15 protein-coding genes are annotated in these 17,959 nt (G+C 61.5%); 12 read left to right on the forward strand and 3 right to left on the reverse strand.

Going from position 1 to position 17,959, the window contains the following annotated elements; translation table 11 throughout:
• Window positions 1–99: 99 nt before the first annotated feature.
• From M1D97_RS04970 to argA, 3 genes are all read left to right on the forward strand, one after another.
• Entirely contained in the window at window positions 100–780 is a 681-nt protein-coding gene (locus M1D97_RS04970) for a TIGR00153 family protein (protein WP_456269637.1), read from the forward strand.
• A gap of 44 nt (window positions 781–824) precedes the next feature.
• A complete protein-coding gene (locus M1D97_RS04975; protein WP_456269638.1) occupies window positions 825–2,090 on the forward strand; it encodes an inorganic phosphate transporter in 1,266 nt (421 codons plus the stop codon).
• A gap of 171 nt (window positions 2,091–2,261) precedes the next feature.
• A complete protein-coding gene (argA, locus tag M1D97_RS04980) occupies window positions 2,262–3,599 on the forward strand; it encodes an amino-acid N-acetyltransferase (protein WP_456269639.1) in 1,338 nt (445 codons plus the stop codon).
• 202 nt (window positions 3,600–3,801) lie between these two features.
• On the opposite strand, the gene M1D97_RS04985 is transcribed toward argA, so the two are convergent.
• Window positions 3,802–4,059, reverse strand: a complete 258-nt coding sequence (locus tag M1D97_RS04985; RefSeq protein WP_456269640.1) for a hypothetical protein — start codon at window positions 4,057–4,059, stop codon at window positions 3,802–3,804.
• Window positions 4,060–4,328: 269 nt separating this feature from the next.
• Here M1D97_RS04985 and M1D97_RS04990 point away from each other — a divergent pair, with 269 nt between their 5' ends.
• From M1D97_RS04990 to M1D97_RS05000, 3 genes are all read left to right on the forward strand, one after another.
• Window positions 4,329–5,831 carry an ATP-binding protein gene (locus M1D97_RS04990; RefSeq protein WP_456269641.1) on the forward strand — a complete coding sequence of 501 codons (1,503 nt, stop codon included), beginning with the start codon at window positions 4,329–4,331 and terminating at the stop codon, window positions 5,829–5,831.
• Window positions 5,832–5,833: 2 nt separating this feature from the next.
• Complete coding sequence (locus tag M1D97_RS04995; RefSeq protein ID WP_456269642.1) at window positions 5,834–6,403, forward strand: hypothetical protein; 570 nt, start codon at window positions 5,834–5,836, stop codon at window positions 6,401–6,403.
• A 96-nt stretch (window positions 6,404–6,499) separates the two neighbouring features.
• Entirely contained in the window at window positions 6,500–7,798 is a 1,299-nt protein-coding gene (locus tag M1D97_RS05000) for a sigma 54-interacting transcriptional regulator (RefSeq protein ID WP_456270176.1), read from the forward strand.
• A gap of 53 nt (window positions 7,799–7,851) precedes the next feature.
• Here the strand turns inward: M1D97_RS05000 and xseA are convergent, their stop codons facing one another.
• On the reverse strand, window positions 7,852–9,183 hold the full coding sequence (gene xseA / locus M1D97_RS05005; protein ID WP_456269643.1) for an exodeoxyribonuclease VII large subunit: 1,332 nt from the start codon (window positions 9,181–9,183) through the stop codon (window positions 7,852–7,854).
• A gap of 253 nt (window positions 9,184–9,436) precedes the next feature.
• On the opposite strand from xseA, the gene guaB reads away from it, so the two are divergent.
• From guaB to M1D97_RS05025, 4 genes are all read left to right on the forward strand, one after another.
• Entirely contained in the window at window positions 9,437–10,903 is a 1,467-nt protein-coding gene (gene guaB / locus M1D97_RS05010) for an IMP dehydrogenase (protein WP_456269644.1), read from the forward strand.
• Between the two features lie 159 nt (window positions 10,904–11,062).
• A complete protein-coding gene (gene guaA, locus M1D97_RS05015; RefSeq protein ID WP_456269645.1) occupies window positions 11,063–12,637 on the forward strand; it encodes a glutamine-hydrolyzing GMP synthase in 1,575 nt (524 codons plus the stop codon).
• 471 nt (window positions 12,638–13,108) lie between these two features.
• On the forward strand, window positions 13,109–13,867 hold the full coding sequence (locus M1D97_RS05020) for a hypothetical protein (RefSeq protein WP_456269646.1): 759 nt from the start codon (window positions 13,109–13,111) through the stop codon (window positions 13,865–13,867).
• Between the two features lie 147 nt (window positions 13,868–14,014).
• A complete protein-coding gene (locus tag M1D97_RS05025) occupies window positions 14,015–14,161 on the forward strand; it encodes a hypothetical protein (protein WP_456269647.1) in 147 nt (48 codons plus the stop codon).
• Window positions 14,162–14,230: 69 nt separating this feature from the next.
• Here M1D97_RS05025 and M1D97_RS05030 read toward each other — a convergent pair whose 3' ends face one another.
• Complete coding sequence (locus tag M1D97_RS05030) at window positions 14,231–15,403, reverse strand: MFS transporter (protein ID WP_456269648.1); 1,173 nt, start codon at window positions 15,401–15,403, stop codon at window positions 14,231–14,233.
• A 114-nt stretch (window positions 15,404–15,517) separates the two neighbouring features.
• Here M1D97_RS05030 and M1D97_RS05035 point away from each other — a divergent pair, with 114 nt between their 5' ends.
• Together M1D97_RS05035 and M1D97_RS05040 are read left to right on the forward strand one after the other, a co-directional pair.
• Window positions 15,518–16,375: a helix-turn-helix transcriptional regulator gene (locus tag M1D97_RS05035; protein ID WP_456269649.1), complete on the forward strand. Its 858-nt coding sequence runs from the start codon at window positions 15,518–15,520 to the stop codon at window positions 16,373–16,375.
• Between the two features lie 510 nt (window positions 16,376–16,885).
• Entirely contained in the window at window positions 16,886–17,941 is a 1,056-nt protein-coding gene (locus M1D97_RS05040) for a hypothetical protein (protein ID WP_456269650.1), read from the forward strand.
• The last annotated feature ends 18 nt before the right edge of the window (window positions 17,942–17,959 follow it).

Consider the following 17,959-nt stretch of genomic DNA (forward strand, 5'->3'; position numbering starts at 1 on the left):
TGATTCGCTCTATCCGGGGTCCAAACATTAAATTTCCATGACGCAGGCAGGTCAGATAAATATACTGGTTGCGCCATTTTTCATTGCAGTGAAATCACCATGGTGTCATCCAATCCCTTTTCAGCACTGTTCGGCCGGTCGCCGTTCCAGCCGCTGCTCGAGCATATCGACAAGACCGTTGAGTGTGCCGACCTGTTGCCGCAGTTCTTTCAGGCAACGCTTGAGCAGGACTGGGAGCGTGCCGGCGAGATTCGCAATCGCATCAGCGCCGGCGAACACGACGCCGATGAGCTGAAAACCCATATCCGCATGAACCTGCCCAACAGCATCTTCCTGCCAGTGTCACGTTCCGACCTGCTCGAGCTGATCAGTGTACAGGACAAGATAGCCAACAAGATCAAGGATATCGCCGGCATCATGCTCGGGCGTCGCATGCGCATTCCCGAAGCGATGGAGGATATCTTCCAGGAGTACATGCGCAGCGCGGTGGCCACGGTCCATCAGGCGCGTCAGGCGCTGGCCGAGCTGGACGACCTGCTGGAATCGGGCTTCGGTCGCAATGTCTCCGATCTTCTGGGCGATCAGATCCGCAAGCTGCACGAGCTCGAGCACCAGGCCGACGATCAACAGGTCATGATCCGGCGCCGCCTTTTCGAGCTGGAAAAGGACCTGCCGCCGGTTGATGTCATGTTCCTTTACAAGATCATCGACTGGATCGGCGAGGTTTCCGACCGCTCTGAACGCGTGGGCAGCCGCCTGCAAATCCTTCTGGCCCGATAGGTGCACGTCACCCTCGGGTTGACGTCCGGATAACGACACTTTCTATGACCATCATCGCACAGCACGGCGAGCTCTTTATTCTGCTCGCCTGCGTTTTCGGCTTCTTCATGGCCTGGGGCGTTGGCGCCAACGACGTGGCCAACGCCATGGGCACCTCGGTCGGTTCCAAGGCCATTACCATCCGCCAGGCGATCGTGATTGCCATCATCTTCGAGTTTCTGGGGGCCTGGCTTGCCGGTGGAGAGGTGACCTCCACCATCCGCAACGGCATCATCGATCCCACCCTGCTCAACGAGACGCCGCAGTATCTGGTCTACGGCATGCTGTCCTCGCTGCTGGCAGCAGCCATATGGTTGATGGTGGCCTCGAAAAAGGGCTGGCCGGTGTCCACCACGCACTCGATCGTGGGCGCCATCGTCGGCTTTGCCGTGGCCGGCCTCGGGCCGGCCTCCGTACAGTGGAGCGCCGTGGGCCAGATCGTATCAAGCTGGGTGACCTCACCCTTTATTGCCGGAATTCTCGCCTTTTTGCTGTTTCGCTCGATCCAGACGCTGATCTTTGAAAACAAGGACCCGCTGGCGGCCGCGCGGCGCTATGTGCCGGGCTACATGTTCCTGGTCGGCTTTATCGTGGCCATGGTGACCCTGCTCAAGGGCCTCAGCCACGTGGGCCTGGATCTCACCTTTACCGATGCGCTGCTCTGGGCCATGGGGGTCGGCGCCGTCATCACGCTGATGGGCATTCTGCTGGAGCGACGTATCGGTCATGAACCGCGCAAGAACGACCGGTTCAGCTTCTCGGGCGTGGAGCGCATCTTCGGCCTTTTGATGATGTTCACCGCCTGTGCCATGGCGTTTGCGCACGGCTCCAACGACGTGGCCAATGCCGTGGGGCCGCTGGCCGCGGTTGTCAGCGTCGTCCAGACCGAGGGCCAGATCGGCGGCAATGCGGCGCTGCCCTGGTGGATCCTGATTCTGGGCGGCGGCGGCATCGTCTTTGGTCTTTTGACCTACGGTCACCGCGTGATCGCCACCGTCGGTACCGGGATTACCGAGCTCACGCCGTCGCGCGGCTTTGCAGCCACGCTGGCGGCGGCCACCACCGTGGTCATCGCCTCCGGCACGGGGCTACCGATCTCGACCACCCACACCCTGGTCGGTGCGGTGCTGGGCGTGGGGCTGGCGCGCGGCATGCGGGCGCTGAATCTGCGGGTGCTGGGCACCATCGTGATCTCCTGGCTGGTGACCCTGCCGGCCGGCGCAGCGCTGTCGATCATGTTCTTTTTCATGCTCAAGGGCATGTTCGGCTAACGCCCCGGCAGCGTTGTGCCATGACAGGCCGCCGTGATGCACGGCGGCCTTTTTTGTATCGGCGCCGGCCCGATGGCGTGCGGGCCTGCGTCCCGGCGCCGGCTGCTTTAAGATATGGGAGCCTTCACTGCCGTGAGGTCCCATTGATGCCTGCCTGATCCTGGAGCCGCCTTGGATAACTCATTTCCCTTTGCCGACTGGTTTCGAAACTCATCGACCTATATCGATGCCCACCGGGGGCGTACCTTTGTGGTACTGATCGAAGGAGAGGGGCTGACCCCCGAGCGCCGGGCGCCGCTGATCCAGGATCTGGCGCTGTTGCACGTGCTGGGCGTGCGGCTGGTGCTGGTCTTTGGCGTGCGCGCCCAGGTGCGCGAGGCGCTGGAGACGGCGGCGCTGACGCCGCCGCGCCATCAGGGCCGCTTCGTGGTCGATGACGCCTGCATGGCGCTGATCGAACGGGAGGTCTCGACCCTGCGGCTGGCCATCGAGGCGCGGCTGTCGCCGGGGCTGTCCAATACGCCGCTGCACGGCGTCGAGATCAATGCCATCAGCGGCAATCTGGTCATGGCCAAGCCATTAGGGATCCGCGAGGGTGTGGATTTTCTCCGGGCCGGCGAGGTGCGCCGTGTGCGCAGCGACGCCATCGAGACCCTGCTGGATCAGCGCTCGCTGGTGGTGCTGCCGCCGCTGGGGTACTCCAGCACCGGCGAGGTCTTCGATCTGGATGCCGCCGACATCGCCCGTCACGCGGCCATTGCCCTGAAGGCCGACAAGCTGATCATCGTCGGTCGCGCCGGCGGGCTCCACAACAGTCAGGGCCGGCTCATGCGTCAGCCCAATCTGTCGGAGGCGCAGTCGTTGATTCGCGAGCACGAGGATGCAGAGCTGGCCGAGCATGTGCATATTGCCTGCGATGCAGCGCGCCAGGGCGTGGGCCGCACCCATCTGGTCTCCTGGCAGGATCGGGATGCCCTGCTGGCGGAGCTTTTCACCCGCGACGGGGTCGGCACCATGATCACCCGCGAGCGCTACGAGCAGCTCAGGGGCGCGCGCATCGACGATATCGGCGGGCTGCTGGAGCTTTTGCGACCGCTGGAGGAGCGGGGCATGCTGGTGGCGCGCTCGCGCGAGCGTCTCGAGCAGGAGATCGAGGACTACGTGGTCATCGAGCGTGACGGCATGGTGATCGGCTGCGCGGCGCTGCACCCCTATCCGGAAGCGCATCGCGGTGAACTGGCCTGCGTGGCGGTGCATACCAGCTACCGCGGCGGCGAGCGCGGCGATTTGCTGCTTGACGGCGTCGAGCAGCGCGCCCGGGAGCAGGGGCTGACCGCGCTGTTTGCCCTGACCACCCACACCCTGCACTGGTTTCTCGAGCGCGGCTTTGTACAGGCCGATCTCGAGGCGCTGCCGCAGCAGCGACGCCAGCACTACAACCTGCAGCGCAATTCCCGGGTGCTGCTCAAGACCCTGGCACCGGCCGCCTCGACAGAAACAATGTCCTGAGCCGGCGCCATGTCGGTTGTCGCGTTCCGGCGACAGCCACGGGTGCCGTTGTCGGTATTCGGAGACATGAAAAATCTTTTAAAAAACAATGGTTTATGATTTATCGGAATAGGGATGTCGCCGGATGACGACATCAAGGGCGCGAATCATGGCCCTGTCCGGACGGTAAAAACCGACCCGATCCAGCGCCTTTAAAAACAGGTCATTGTTTTTGTTGTAAAAAATGAAACATGGCACGCCTCTGGCTTAAGGGTGAGCAGGGCAGGACGGTATCCCGGTACGGGCCAGGGAAGATGGCCCGCCGCGACGCCGCCCTGTCGAGCGGCCCTTGCAAGGAGGCAGCAGGCAGATATTGCCATGGCATGGATGCCATCTCCGGGCAGACCTTCGAAAGCATCATTACGATGAGGCTTTTGTGCATGAAGAAGCCGCTGACGCTGTCGAAAGCCTGAATGCCCATCTCGACGGCGTGGCTTCGGGCCCCTCCAGGCCCCGGGTGTTATGGCCCTGTCCGGTCAGGCGGGCAGGGCGATACCACCTTATTACCTTCAGTTCCCTGCGTATGTTGAGAGCCGGCCCTGCCGGCTCTTTTTTTATTCACCAGTGCAAATGAAACTGAATGAATGAAAAGTGTGTACGGACGTTATCGAACGGTGAGATTATCGGTTATTCTCTCCCGCATCCGGATTACTCTTTCTCAACGGCTCGCCTGTCGGAGACTGTCACCTCATGGCTTCTCGAATAAAGCGTCGCTGGCGTCCTCGATCCCTCCTTCAGCAGGTACTGACGGCCTTTTTGCTGGTCATGCTGCCGATCGGTGTGTTGATTCATCTCGCCGGCCAAAGCTTCTCCCAGCTCTCCGAACTGGCCGATGTCAGTGCCCGTGAAGCAGTGGATGAAACCCGTCGTGCCCGCCAGTTGACCAACCTGTCAACGGACATGGAGCGCAGCGCCCGACAGTATGCCGTGCTGGATGATCAGAGCCTGCTGGAAATCTACGGTGAGCGCCGCGCGCGCTACAGCGATCTGCTCAACGAACACGCCGATTTCATGGGCAACAGCCCGCTGATGCAGTCGCTGCGTCAGCAGCTGGCCGTACTGGAGACCCTGCCCGCTCCCGGCGAGGAGAGCCTGAGCGCCCAGCTGTCCGAATTCAGTCGCTTTACCTCCACCACGGAGGCGCTGGCCGAAGCCACGCGTCGGCAGGTCGATGCACGTATCGACGAGATCCGCTCCCAGGCCGGGCAGGTCACCACCCGGCTGTGGCAGGCCACGCTGGCGCTGGTATCGTTCAGCCTGGTGCTGATCCTGTTTTTCACCTGGCGTATCATTCGCCCGATTCGACAGCTCGAGCAGCGTATTCTCGGCATCGGCGGCAGCGGCGACAGCGAAGAGGCCCGCCCGATCCAGGGGCCGCTGGAACTGGTCAAGCTGGATGAGCGGCTCGAGTGGCTGTCGGGGCGTCTGCGCGAGCTCGAGGAACAAAAGCAGCAGTTTCTGCGTCACATGTCCCATGAGCTCAAGACACCGCTGGCCAGTATTCGTGAAGGGTCGGGGCTGCTGGCCGATGGTGTGGCGGGCGAGATGACCCAGCGCCAGCGCGAGATCGTGCTGCTCATCGATGACAGCGGCCAGGAGCTGCAGACCCTCATCGAACAGCTGCTGGACTACAACCTGCTGCAGCAGAATCGCCGCCTCAACGTGACGCGCTTTGACGTGGCCAGCGTCATTCACGAGGTGCTCTCCAAGCACCGTCTGGCCCTGCAGCAAAAGGGCGTGGTCATCGAGGAACGCCGTGCGCCGCTGTACTGGCAGGCCGACCGTGCCCGTACCGCGCGGATTCTCGACAATCTGATTTCCAATGCCGTGGCCTACGGGGCCGATGAGGGTCGACTCTACATTTCGGCCAGCGCCGATCAGCATCATCTGACCCTGGACGTGGCCAACAGCGGGCAGCGGATCAGCGAGCGTGACCGCGATCACCTGTTCGAGCCCTTCTATCAGGGCAGCTCGCAGCGCAAGGGGCCGCTCAAGGGCTCCGGCATCGGGCTGTCGGTGGCGGCCGAAAGCGCGCGGGCCCAGCACGGCACGCTGAGCCTGGTCGAGGATACGATCAACGGCTGTGAGGTCTGCTTCGAGCTGGTGATTCCCTGGATCGTGGAAGAGGCGTCGCAGGACAATTCATCTTCACCCCCGGCTGCAAGGAAAAAGTCGGCGCTGGCAAGGATATGACAATGAAGCATAATCTGATGGCAGGCAGCGCCCTGCTGGTCACCATGCTGCTGAGCGGATGCGCCATGTGGGGCGATCGCGTCCCCGGTGCTGCTGAAGAGGGTTGCATCACTCGCGGCATTCCCACCATGGTGGACGATGAGTGCCTGCTGCCGACCTGGGTCGCCTTCGGGCGAACTGCGCAGACCGGCACACAGCAGTGGCGCGATGAAGTGCTTCAATACATGGACGATGATACGCCTCGCAGCGGATTGGCCCGTGCCGTGGTCTTCTCCCAGGAGGATGCCACGCACTGGCCGGAAGGCATTGCGCTGTTCGAGCGCTATACGCCCCGGGCGCCCGAGAGCATTCAGCCCCTGCTTGAGCAGTGGCAACGCAATCTCGAGCGTCGGGCCGAGCTGCAGTCCAGGCTTCAATCCAGACTCGATGCTCAGCAGAATCGCAGCACCCAGGGCAATAGCCGACAGCGCCAACAGATTCAGTCGCTGGAGCAGGAAAACGCCGAGCTCAAAAAGAAACTGGACGCCCTGACCGCGATCGAGGAAAGCATGAACGCCAGGCAGAGCCCCTGAGCCCGCCTCGCGCGTCGGGTGTGCAAGGAGACACACGTGAAAACTGCCCATCTGCTATTGGTGGACGATGATCCCAGCCTTTTGAAGCTGCTGGGCATGCGTCTTGAAAGCCGTGGCTACCGGGTCAGTACCGTTGAAAGCGGTGCCCAGGCACTGTCAATGGTCGAGCAGCAGCGTCCCGATCTGGTGCTATCGGATCTGCGCATGGATGGCATGGACGGCATGACGCTGTTTGGCGAAATCCAGTCCCGCCACCCGGGGCTGCCGGTCATCATTCTGACCGCGCACGGCTCCATCCCCGAGGCCGTCAACGCCACCCGTCAGGGGGTGTACGGCTTTTTGACCAAGCCCATCGATCGTACCGAGCTGTTTGCGCTGGTGGACGAGGCCCTCATGCAGACCTCGCCGGCCAGCGACGAGGCCGACCCGGCCTGGCGCCGGGACATCATTACCCGCAGCACGGTCATGGAGCAGGTGCTCGAGCAGGCCGGCAAGGTGGCCGGCAGCGATGTCAGCGTGCTGCTCTCCGGCCCCTCCGGCTCCGGCAAGGAGCTGCTGGCGCGCGCCCTGCACCGGGCCAGTGGGCGCGCCGAGCAGCCCTTTATCGCCATCAACTGCGGCGCGCTACCCGAGCAGCTGCTGGAAAGCGAGCTGTTCGGCCATGCCCGCGGCGCCTTCACCGGCGCGGTCAGCGCCCATGAAGGGCTCTTCCAGGCCGCGCACGGCGGGACGCTCTTTCTCGATGAGATCGGCGACATGCCCCTGGCGCTGCAAATCAAGCTGCTGCGGGTGCTGCAGGAGCGCCAGGTGCGTCCGCTGGGCAGCACACAGAGCGTCGACGTGGATGTGCGCGTCATCTCGGCCACCCACCGCGATCTCAACGCGGCGATGAATGAGGGCACTTTCCGCGAGGACCTCTTCTATCGGCTCAACGTGGTCAATCTGCGCCTGCCGGCCCTGAATGAGCGCCCGGAAGACATTCCGCTGCTGGCGCGCTACTACCTGGAGCTGGCCGCCGATCGGCACAAGCCGTCGGTGAAAGGCTTCTCGAAGGAGGCCATCAACCTGCTGGCCTCGCACGCCTGGCCGGGCAACGTGCGCCAGCTCGTCAACGTGGTCGAACAGTGCGTGGCGCTGTCCAGCGCACCGATCATCGCCCATGCGCTGGTCGCCCAGGCGCTGGCTTCGGAAGACAGTTCACTGCCGTCGTTCAACGCCGCGCGAGCGGGCTTCGAGCACGGCTATCTGGTCAAGGTGCTCAAGATCACCGAGGGCAACGTCACCCAGGCCGCGCGCATCGCCGGACGCAACCGCACCGACTTCTACAAGCTGCTCTCCCGTCACGAGCTCGACCCCAACAGCTTCAAGCCGGTCTGCGCCACGGATCAGCCCTGAGCCAATGCCCGGGCCGGCATGGCCGGCCCGGGACCCGGACTTTTTGTTCCCCCCTATTTTTTCAGCCGCCGCTTCACTTCCACCTTCAATCGACCTTCGCCCAGCCGCGCCGTGAGCACCTCGCCGGGCGTGGTATCACTCGAGCGGCGCACTACGCCGTTGGAGGATTCCACAATCGCGTAGCCGCGGTTCAATACCGCTAGCGGGCTGACGGCGTTGAGCTCGCGCATCAGGCCCTCCAGCCGCTGGCGCTGTTCGTTGATTCGCCGTTCAGGGGCGGCCATCAGCCGCTGTTCCAGGCCGTCGAGCCGCTCGCGGTGGCTGCGCAGCGTGCGCTCGGGGGAGGCCTGCTGCAGCCGGGCCTGTTCGCTGGTCAGATGCTGGCGGGACTGCGTCAGCCGGTGCGTCATGGCGCGCGTCAGGCGCGCTTCAAGGTCCTCGAGGCGCTGGCGCTGCGCTGTCACGCGCTCGCCGGGGTGGCGCAGGCGCGAGGCGGCGTGATCGAGGCGCTGATGGAGCTGGTCGAGCTGGCGCTGCTGGGCGCCCTGCAGGCGCTGCGCCAGGGTGGCGAGCTGCGCCAGAATATCGCGGCGGTCCGGCACCAGCCGCTCGGCGGCCGCCGAGGGGGTCGGGGCGCGCACGTCGGCGGCCAGATCGGACAACGTGGTGTCGATCTCATGGCCCACGGCGCTCATCACCGGGATGGGACTGGCCTGAATGGCGCGCGCCAGGCGCTCATCGTTGAAACACCACAGATCCTCCAGGCTGCCGCCACCACGGGTGATCAGCAGCGCATCGAAACGGCCGTCACGCGCGGCGGCTTCCAGCGCCCGGATCATGGCAGGTGCTGCCTGATCGCCCTGCACCGGCACCGGCAGCACGCTCACCTCGACCAGCGGCCAGCGCGCCTGCAGTACGGCCAGCACGTCCTGAAGGGCAGCGCCGCTGGCGGAGGTAATGATGCCCAGCTGCTGCGGCGGGCAGGGCAGGTCGCGGGCGTTGCCGAACACGCCTTCGCCCTCGAGTTTTGTCTTCAATCGCTCAAGTGCTGCCAGCAGGGCACCGCGACCGGCCTCCTGCACCGCCTCCACGATCAGCTGAAAGTCGCCGCGCGGCTCGAAGACCGACACCTTGGCGCGAATCCGCACGCTGTCGCCTTCGCGCATGGGGGCGGCCACAAAGCGCGCCCGATTGCGAAAGAGCGCGCAGCTGACCTGGGCGCGGTCATCCTTGAGGGTGAAGTAGAGATGGCCCGAGGCCGGGCGCGACACCCGCGACAGCTCGCCTTCCACCCACACCTCGCCGAAGGTGTTTTCAAGCGTTGTCCGGGCGCGCCGGTTCAGATCGGAAACACTCAGGGCATCACCTGATGAAGAAGGGGTCATGGCAGCTCCCGGCGGGCGATTCAGTGCAAGGGTCATGGTCTGGGACGGACAGTCTGGCATGGCCGCGTTGCGGTGTCTGCCGGTGTACCTCGTCCGGGTGAAGCGTGCCCCCGGCGCCTCGATAGGCGGCGTGCATGGCGGCCATGGCCCGGGATGAGCGGCATGTGTGCGTTGTATGGGCGGGCCGCAGGCGTTAAAATACGCGATTAATCTTCTCCCGCCGCCTGTACAACCCGCTCAGTGGACGCCAGTTATGCTGCGTATAGCTCAAGAAGCGCTTACGTTTGACGACGTATTACTCGTTCCCGGTTATTCCGATGTACTGCCGAAGAACGTCTCCCTGAAATCCCGCCTGACCCGCAAGCTTGTCCTCAACATTCCGCTCGTCTCCTCCGCCATGGATACCGTGACCGAAGCCCGTCTGGCGATCGCCATGGCGCAGGAAGGCGGCATCGGTATCGTGCACAAGAGCATGTCGGTTGCCGCTCAGGCCGCTGAAGTGCGCAAGGTCAAAAAGCACGAAAGCGTGATCGTGAAGGACCCGGTCACCGTCTCACCGGATGCCAAGCTCACCGACCTGCGCGCCATGGCCGAAGAGTACGGCTACTCCGGCTTTCCGGTCGTCGAGGGCGACCGTCTGATCGGCATCGTGACCGGCCGCGACATGCGCTTCCAGCCCAACTACAGCGACAGCGTCGAGGCCATCATGACCCCGCGCGAGAAGCTGATCACGGCGAAGGAGGGCACCCCGCTCGAGGAGATCAAGCGCCAGCTGCAGGAACACCGCATCGAGAAGATCCTGATCGTCAATGACGACTTCCAGCTGCGCGGCCTGGTCACCGTGCGCGACATCGAAAAGGCGCGCACCTACCCGAACGCGGCCAAGGATGAGGACGGTCGTCTGCTGGTCGGCGCCGCCGTCGGCACCGGCGAGGACACCAGCGAGCGCATCCAGGCGCTGGCTGATGCCGGCGTGGATGTCATCGTCGTCGACACCGCCCACGGCCACAGCGCCGGCGTCATCGACCGCGTGCGCTGGGTGAAGGAGCACTTCCCCGAGCTACAGGTCATCGGCGGCAACATCGCCACCGCCGCCGCAGCGAAGGCGCTGGCCGAAGCCGGCGCGGACGGCGTCAAGGTCGGCATCGGCCCCGGCTCGATCTGCACCACCCGCATCGTCGCCGGTGTCGGCGTGCCGCAGATCACCGCAGTGGCGGATGTCGCCGAAGCGCTCGAGCCGTTTGATATTCCGCTGATCGCCGACGGCGGCATCCGCTTCTCCGGCGATATCGCCAAGGCGGTCGTGGCCGGCGCCCACTGCGTCATGGTCGGCGGCCTGCTGGCCGGCACCGAGGAAGCGCCGGGCGAGATCGAGCTCTACCAGGGCCGGACCTACAAGGCCTACCGCGGCATGGGCTCGATGGGCGCCATGTCCCAGACCCAGGGCTCCTCGGACCGCTACTTTCAGGACAAGAACGAAGGCGTCGAAAAGCTCGTGCCGGAAGGCATCGAAGGCCGCGTGCCCTACAAGGGCCTGATGAGCGCCATCGTTCACCAGCTGATGGGCGGCCTGCGCGCCTCGATGGGCTACACCGGATCGCACGACATTCTGACCATGCGCACCGTGCCGGAGTTTGTTCGCATCACCGGCGCCGGCTTTGCCGAGTCGCATGTGCATGACGTGCAGATCACCAAGGAAGCCCCGAACTACCGGAGCTGATGCCGTGCGCTGCCTGCCCCGGGTCGACAGCATTCATGCCGCCCCGAACCAGCGGGCGGGCAGGGCGCGCGCCCCGATGCCGGGGCCGTCCAGTACTGAAAGCGGGAGGCGAAAGCTTCCCGCTTGTTGTTTATATCCTCGCCGTACCAGAGAGATACCATGACCGACATTCACGCCCACAAGATCCTGATTCTTGATTTCGGCTCCCAGTACACCCAGCTGATCGCCCGCCGTGTGCGCGAGATCGGGGTCTACTCGGAAGTGCGCGCCTTCGACATCACCGAAGACGAGATCCGCGAGTACAACCCCAACGGCATCATCCTCTCCGGCGGGCCGGAGTCGGTCGCCGAGCTGGACTCCCCGCGTGCGCCTGACTGCATCTTCGAGATGGGCCTGCCGGTGTTTGGCATCTGCTACGGCATGCAGGCCATGGCCGCCCAGCTTGGCGGCGCCACCGAAGGCTCCGACAAGCGCGAGTTCGGCTACGCCCAGATCAGCGTTTCGGCGGAAGACGACCTGCTCGGCGGCATCAAGGACCACATCGGCGACCGCGGCGACGCCCTGCTGGACGTGTGGATGAGCCACGGTGACAAGGTCGCGCGCGTCCCGGAAGCCTTCGAGATCACCGCCTCCACGCCGAGCTGCCCGATCGCCGCCATGAGCTGGGCGGAAAAGCGCCTCTACGCCGTGCAGTTCCACCCGGAAGTGACCCACACCACCCAGGGCCTGCGCATTCTCGAGCGCTTCGTGGTCGAGATCTGCGGCTGCGAGAAGCTCTGGACCCCGGCGCGCATCATCGAGGACCTTGCCGAGCGCGTGCGCGAGCAGGTCGGCGACCGTCACGTGCTGCTCGGCCTCTCCGGCGGCGTGGATTCTTCCGTGGTCGCCGCGCTGCTGCACAAGGCCATCGGCGATCAGCTCACCTGCGTGTTTGTCGACAACGGCCTGCTCAGGAAGGACGAAGGCGCCCAGGTGATGGACACCTTCTCCCAGCACATGGGCGTGCGCGTCATCCGTGTGGATGCCGAAAGCGAATTTCTCGACAGGCTCGAAGGCGTCGACGACCCGGAGCAGAAGCGCAAGCTGATCGGCAACACCTTTATCGACGTGTTCGACCGTGAAGCCGCGAAGATTGAAGGCGTCGACTACCTCGCCCAGGGCACCATCTACCCGGACGTGATCGAATCCGCCGCCTCGAAGACCGGCAAGGCGCATGTCATCAAATCGCACCACAACGTCGGCGGCCTGCCGGAGACCATGAAGCTCAAGCTGGTCGAACCGCTGCGCGAACTGTTCAAGGACGAGGTGCGCAAGCTCGGCCTCGAACTCGGCCTGCCGTACGACATGGTCTACCGTCACCCGTTCCCCGGGCCAGGCCTCGGTGTGCGCATTCTGGGGGAAGTGAAAAAGGAATACGCCGACATCCTGCGCGAAGCGGACGCCATCTTCATCGAAGAGCTGCACAACTTCGACTGGTACCACAGGACCAGCCAGGCCTTCGCCGTGTTCCTGCCGGTACGCTCCGTCGGCGTGGTGGGGGACGGTCGCCGCTACGAATGGGTCATCGCCATCCGTGCGGTGGAAACCATCGACTTCATGACCGCCCGCTGGGCGCACCTGCCGTATGAGCTGCTGGAGAAGGTGTCCAGCCGCATCATCAACGAGATCAGCGGTGTGTCGCGTGTGACCTATGATGTCAGCAGCAAGCCGCCCGCGACGATCGAGTGGGAGTGAGGTTGTAGCTGCTTGATTGAATAAGAAAACCCGCCGAGAGGCGGGTTTTTTATCGAGTTTTCAAAATTTTAAAATATAAAGTTTTTTGGCATAATTCAGCCCAGCAAAATAAATTTTCAGCAATATTCGCTGTGGCAGTCGTATTTTGAACTATCTAAAGATGCTCGTGAGCTTTTAAGTGAATTCGAAAGTGTTGGGCAAAAATGGAGGCGTTCTGCAATGCATATTTTATTCTCTGGCTTCATCTTTAAGACCGATGACTACACTTAGGTTTTGGATTAAGTCCCTATTGCACTTTCTCAGAGACCAGCATTGAATAATGCTGTAGATATTTATGGTTTGTTCTAAATATTGCTATTAAAAAATGAGAGGAAGCGTCAGGAACTTGATAATCTGTATTTTAATAATATTTTTTAAGCTTCGGTATATATAAGTGCGTATTGCAATCGGTTAAATGTATAGGGTGATATTTTGGAATATATAACATTGTTGTCAAATGTTTTGCTGGCTATTCTAACAGCCTTCTATGTCTGTTTTACATATAATCTTGTGAGACAAGCAAAAAAAAGTAATGAACATGCGCAAGAGTCTTTTGAAAGGCAAATCAGGCTAGCCAATTATCCTCACTTAACATGTTCCGCAGTTTTGGATGGAAAAGAGGTGAAGCTGGCTTTTAGAAATTCAAGTAGTTGCCCTGCTCTTGATGTAGACATTCTGGCACTGTCAAGCTATTCATATAGCGATATGTCTGTAGAGAATTTTATAGTTAACCATGTAAAGCCTGATTCTGATTTTAAGAAGAGGTTGTATGATGATCCTGAGGAAACATTTTATTCTGTATACGATCACGTGGTTTATTCTGAGTTTGAGTCTAACAAAAAGGTTTCCATGAACCTGGTTTCACCCTTTGCTGCAAGTTGCATACATGTTCTTTTGCAGTTCAGAGATATTTCGGGAATAAATTATGCGAGAGTCTATTGGTTTTTTTGGGAAAGCCAACGAGGAGAAGAAAGGTTTAGGCTGGGTGATATTGACCCGAAGTGTATTTCACCTACACCTAGAATAGATTTTGATCAAAAGCTAAGCTTGGTCACAGATGGCGGTGAAAACCCTGAAAAATATATTGGCAAAGACTTTGTGTCGGTATGGGGTTCTTCAATTCCTAGTGGACACTTATTGAATAGCTATAGAGGAGTAGAAGATCGAGGGGTTTGGGAAGATATCGGTTAATTATTTTCTTGGAATGGCTGCTCTTTAGTTTTAAAAAGCTTGCATGTTGTTGAAGTGATATATGCGCTCTCATATTTGGAGTGACTCAGTCTGAGTCAATCTTTCCTGAAGCGGGCCTTGGTGGCGCACGCGGCTAAGACAGTCGTGATGGCGTCGTCTGACAAGCTCAATGCCGCCTCGCCGTACATGATCGGAGCGCTGCATCTGGCCAGCACGACCCTCGTGGAGAAAAGTACGGACAGGGCACTGACCGAGCCGCTGGCCGATGCCGGTGTCACGGTGGTGATGGCGTGAGGCGATAAAAGGTATAAAACATCCGCCCGGAGAGCAGCCGGGCGGATGATAAAACCAGAGCACGAAGCATCAAATTCCTGCCGGCATTTCTGCTGCCTTGTTTCTCCCTGACCAGCAAACGCCCAGGCCGCACAGCCCGAGCATACCCGCGCCCACAGCCAGCGCCCACACCGGCCATCCCAGCGCCAACCATATGCCCCCGGCGCCGGCACCCAGGGCGCTGCCGAGATAGAGCGCGGATTCGTTGAGTGCCACGGCCAGGTGGCCATCGCCATTGCTTTCCCGTGCCGTCATGAGTGCGCTGTTCTGCGGTACCTGTAGCGCCCAGCCGACAGCGCCCCAGATCACGATGGGCAACAGTGCAATCCATGGATTCAGCGAAAGCGTCAGCGGCAGGACGATGAGTGACAGTCCCAGCAGCATCATGATGCCGGTGGTGATCTGCATGTTGCTGAGCCAATCGGCCAGCGACCCGACCAGAAAGCTTCCCAGTACGCCGCCCACGCCCCAGACCCACAGAAAGGGCGTCACGCTCTGCTCGCTATAGGCCCTGACCAGCGGTGCCATGAAGGTATAGAGCCCGAGACTTGCCACAGCGGCCAGCAACGAAATGCTTAGCAGCCTGACCACACGGCCGTCCTTCAGGATGCCAAGCTTCTGCGTCAGCGAACCCTGCGCGACCGGTGACAGGGCAGGCAGCCAGCGCAACAGGCCGAACAGTGCGATGGCACCGATCAGGCTGATCAACCAGAGGGCGGCCTGCCAGCCGAGCTGGTTCGCCAGCCAGAGCCCGACCGGCACGCCCAGCACCGTACCGCTGGCCATGCCGCCCATGATGATGGCGATGGTGCGGCCGCGCTGGTGATCAAGAGCAAGCCGTGAGGCGGCGGCGATGCCCAGCGCCAGATAGGTGCCGGCGGAAAGCCCGGCCACGGCGCGAAGCACCATGAGCGAGATCATGTCGGGTGCCACGGCGCTGAGCCCGTTGGCGGCGACGAAAAGCGCCAGCATGCCCAGCAGCGCCGGGCGCTGCCGATGGGCCGGCAGGACTGCCACCATGACCGGCGAACCGATGGCATAGGCGATCGTAAAGGCCGTCACCAGCTGCGCGGCAAGCGCTGTGGTCACGGCAAAATCCTGCTCGATCAGCGGGATAAGCCCGGCCGTCACGTAGGAGGCCATGCCGAGTGCAAAGGCACCGGCGGCAATCAGGCAGGTCACGATTCGGGAAACGTCAGGCATGTGGGCGCTCCTTTTAAAGCCAATCACTGGCTGGTTGAGGAAAGTGCGCCAAGTCTGATGGTAGGCTTAGGGGGTTACAATTTAATCATTTATACTATTACTGCGAGTAACCCCATGACGCCATCGCGCACTCTGGATCGAACCCGCCACGAGCTGGCTCAGTTTTTGACGACCCGCCGGGCAAGAGTGTCGCCGCAGGAGGCCGGGCTGCCGGTCGGGTCGCGTCGCCGAACGCCGGGTCTGCGTCGCGAGGAGGTTGCGGCGCTGGCGGGGGTCGGGGTGACCTGGTATACGTGGCTGGAGCAGGGTCGCGAGATCAGCGTCTCGGCCCGCTTTCTGGATAACCTTTCGCGTGCGTTAAAACTGGACGCCGCCGAGCGGCGCCATCTGTTTTTGCTCACGCATCAGCGCCCGCCGGTCGAACCCGGTCAGACCTGGTGCGAAGTGCCGTCACTGATCAAGCGCCTTATGGCGGACCTGTCGCAGCGGCCCTGCTACGTGCTGAATCTGCGCTGGGATGTTTTGACCTGGAACGAGGCAGGGGATCGGCTGTTCAACTTTTCAAATCAGCCGCCGGAGCAGCGCAATCTGCTGTGGATGCTCTTTACCGAGCCCGATATGCAGACACTCATTGATGGCTGGGAGGACGAAGTGGCCGCCATCCTGTCGAGCTTTCGGCGCGATTACGCCAGAGCCTCCGATGATCCGGCCATGCAGTCACTGGTGCAGATGCTCGAAGGCGTCTCGGAAACCTTCAGAACGCTCTGGCATCAGCACGATGTCCACGCGCCCTGTCAGGGCAGGCGCTGGTTGAACGTTGACGATGTCGGGCCGGTCGAGTTCGAGCATACCTCCTTGATCATTGATGAGTCCCGACATCTGCGATTGGTCTATTACGCTGCCCTCGAAGATCAGCCCGCTGTGCCGCATCTATTGAAGAAGCTTTCAGGCAGCGCCGCCGGTGCCGTGTAGCGCTTTCTTTATCCAGAAATTCTTCAATATCTCTCTACGTCGTTCGGTCTCCTGCGTCTTGATGACCTCAAACCTTTGAGCCTCAAAAAAGGGCCGGGCGGTCGGTGAGGCTGGCAAAGTCTGCCAGCGTGTCATCGAGCATCATGCCCTGGATCACGGTGGGGTGAAGCCCCGGCCACGGATTCAGGGAAAGCACCAGCGGTAGGGTGATCAGTTATGCAGGACAATGCAGGGTTCATTTTAAGGAGGGCATCAGCGGCAATTGGTTCCGCTGGTTTAAAGGATCACTAGATCGATTCGATATCGCTCTGTACCAGACGCGTTACCACTTTCGTCTCGATAAGCCTGTTTTAACGTGTAAACGGGCGCCGGTTTTACCAAGCTGTCACGAATTAATCTTTTTTAAAAATTTGATTAATGCTAGACCCACCTCAAGGGGGTCGTACGGGCGACATGGGAACGATCGACCGCCTGCGGCATCCGGATAGCATCACTCAAGGGACTGACATCATGGCAAATTCCAACAAGACCCAATCACTTGCGTTTCTCGGCGGCGGGGAGACCGCCCTTGTGCTGCCCGACAACATTACGGGGTTTGAGATCGATACCCGGTTTGACGACAGCGGGGTCCGCTCCGGCGAGACGCTGGATCTAAGCGTGCAGGGCAGCGCGCTTGAGTCGCTCGAGCTGAGCGGCAACGGTCGTGTGGCATGGGACAACAGCGCGGAGGCCACCACGGCCGTCGGGCAGGTCGATGCCTCGGGACTGGAAGGCGGGCTTGAATACACCGCGTCAGGTGACGTGCAGGAAACCATCACCCTTGGCGGTGCAGACGGCGGGGTCGACGTAATCAACATGGCAGAGGATGCCTCGCGTTACGGCAACGACGGCGATGCGATCGATACGCTGGCCGGCTTCAATCCCCGCACGGACACCCTGTTTATCGATGATGATGTGGTGCAGTCCTTCGATAACCTCGATCTCGACAATGCCGTCATGGCGGATGCGTCATTATCGCTTGAAGAGGCACTGACGCAGGCCGGCGCGCAGGACAGCGGCGATGCCATCCTGCCGGTGCTCCACGGGCAGGATACCTACTTCTACCGCGACAGCGGGCCGGCGGGGCTGGATGACAACGACTTCGTCCTGCAGATCGAGGAGCTTGCCGGCGGCCTGAACTCCTTTTCCGATCGTCAGGACTACATCTCTAATATAGCGCCGGCACCGACTGGCCCCTTCGAGGATGTCGAGGTGTCGGGGGTCACCAGTGGCGCCGAGGGCGCCGCCGACAGCTTTGTGTTTGGCAGCGACGGTGGCTGGCAGGATGCCACCATTACCAACTTTGAGCTCGGCGTCGATCGGTTCGATCTTTCAGAATTGACTGCGAGCGACGGAGGCGATCTCGGTTTCGGTAGTGTCCATCTGTACGCCGATGGAGAGCTTATGGTTAACACTGACGCCGGGATAAATTCTGTCTCGCTGGTCGGCATATCGAAGTACGATCCCGGCGCGCCGATCGACGAGCTGGCCCCTGCCCTGGGCCCCGAGGATTTCCTGTTCGCCTGAGTATTCAAAAGCCATGAA

This window comes from Kushneria sp. AK178 (assembly GCF_053903105.1).

What these genes read in the sequence shown, in the direction of transcription:
- M1D97_RS04970 (WP_456269637.1), top strand. Translation starts at nt 100, where the DNA reads ATGGTGTCATCCAATCCCTTTTCAGCACTGTTCGGCCGGTCGCCGTTC.
- M1D97_RS04975 (WP_456269638.1), top strand. Translation starts at nt 825, where the DNA reads ATGACCATCATCGCACAGCACGGCGAGCTCTTTATTCTGCTCGCCTGC.
- M1D97_RS04985 (WP_456269640.1), bottom strand. Translation starts at nt 4,059, where the DNA reads ATGGGCATTCAGGCTTTCGACAGCGTCAGCGGCTTCTTCATGCACAAA.
- M1D97_RS04990 (WP_456269641.1), top strand. Translation starts at nt 4,329, where the DNA reads ATGGCTTCTCGAATAAAGCGTCGCTGGCGTCCTCGATCCCTCCTTCAG.
- M1D97_RS04995 (WP_456269642.1), top strand. Translation starts at nt 5,834, where the DNA reads ATGAAGCATAATCTGATGGCAGGCAGCGCCCTGCTGGTCACCATGCTG.
- M1D97_RS05000 (WP_456270176.1), top strand. Translation starts at nt 6,500, where the DNA reads ATGCGTCTTGAAAGCCGTGGCTACCGGGTCAGTACCGTTGAAAGCGGT.
- xseA (WP_456269643.1), bottom strand. Translation starts at nt 9,183, where the DNA reads ATGACCCCTTCTTCATCAGGTGATGCCCTGAGTGTTTCCGATCTGAAC.
- guaB (WP_456269644.1), top strand. Translation starts at nt 9,437, where the DNA reads ATGCTGCGTATAGCTCAAGAAGCGCTTACGTTTGACGACGTATTACTC.
- guaA (WP_456269645.1), top strand. Translation starts at nt 11,063, where the DNA reads ATGACCGACATTCACGCCCACAAGATCCTGATTCTTGATTTCGGCTCC.
- M1D97_RS05025 (WP_456269647.1), top strand. Translation starts at nt 14,015, where the DNA reads ATGGCGTCGTCTGACAAGCTCAATGCCGCCTCGCCGTACATGATCGGA.
- M1D97_RS05030 (WP_456269648.1), bottom strand. Translation starts at nt 15,403, where the DNA reads ATGCCTGACGTTTCCCGAATCGTGACCTGCCTGATTGCCGCCGGTGCC.
- M1D97_RS05035 (WP_456269649.1), top strand. Translation starts at nt 15,518, where the DNA reads ATGACGCCATCGCGCACTCTGGATCGAACCCGCCACGAGCTGGCTCAG.
- M1D97_RS05040 (WP_456269650.1), top strand. Translation starts at nt 16,886, where the DNA reads ATGGCAAATTCCAACAAGACCCAATCACTTGCGTTTCTCGGCGGCGGG.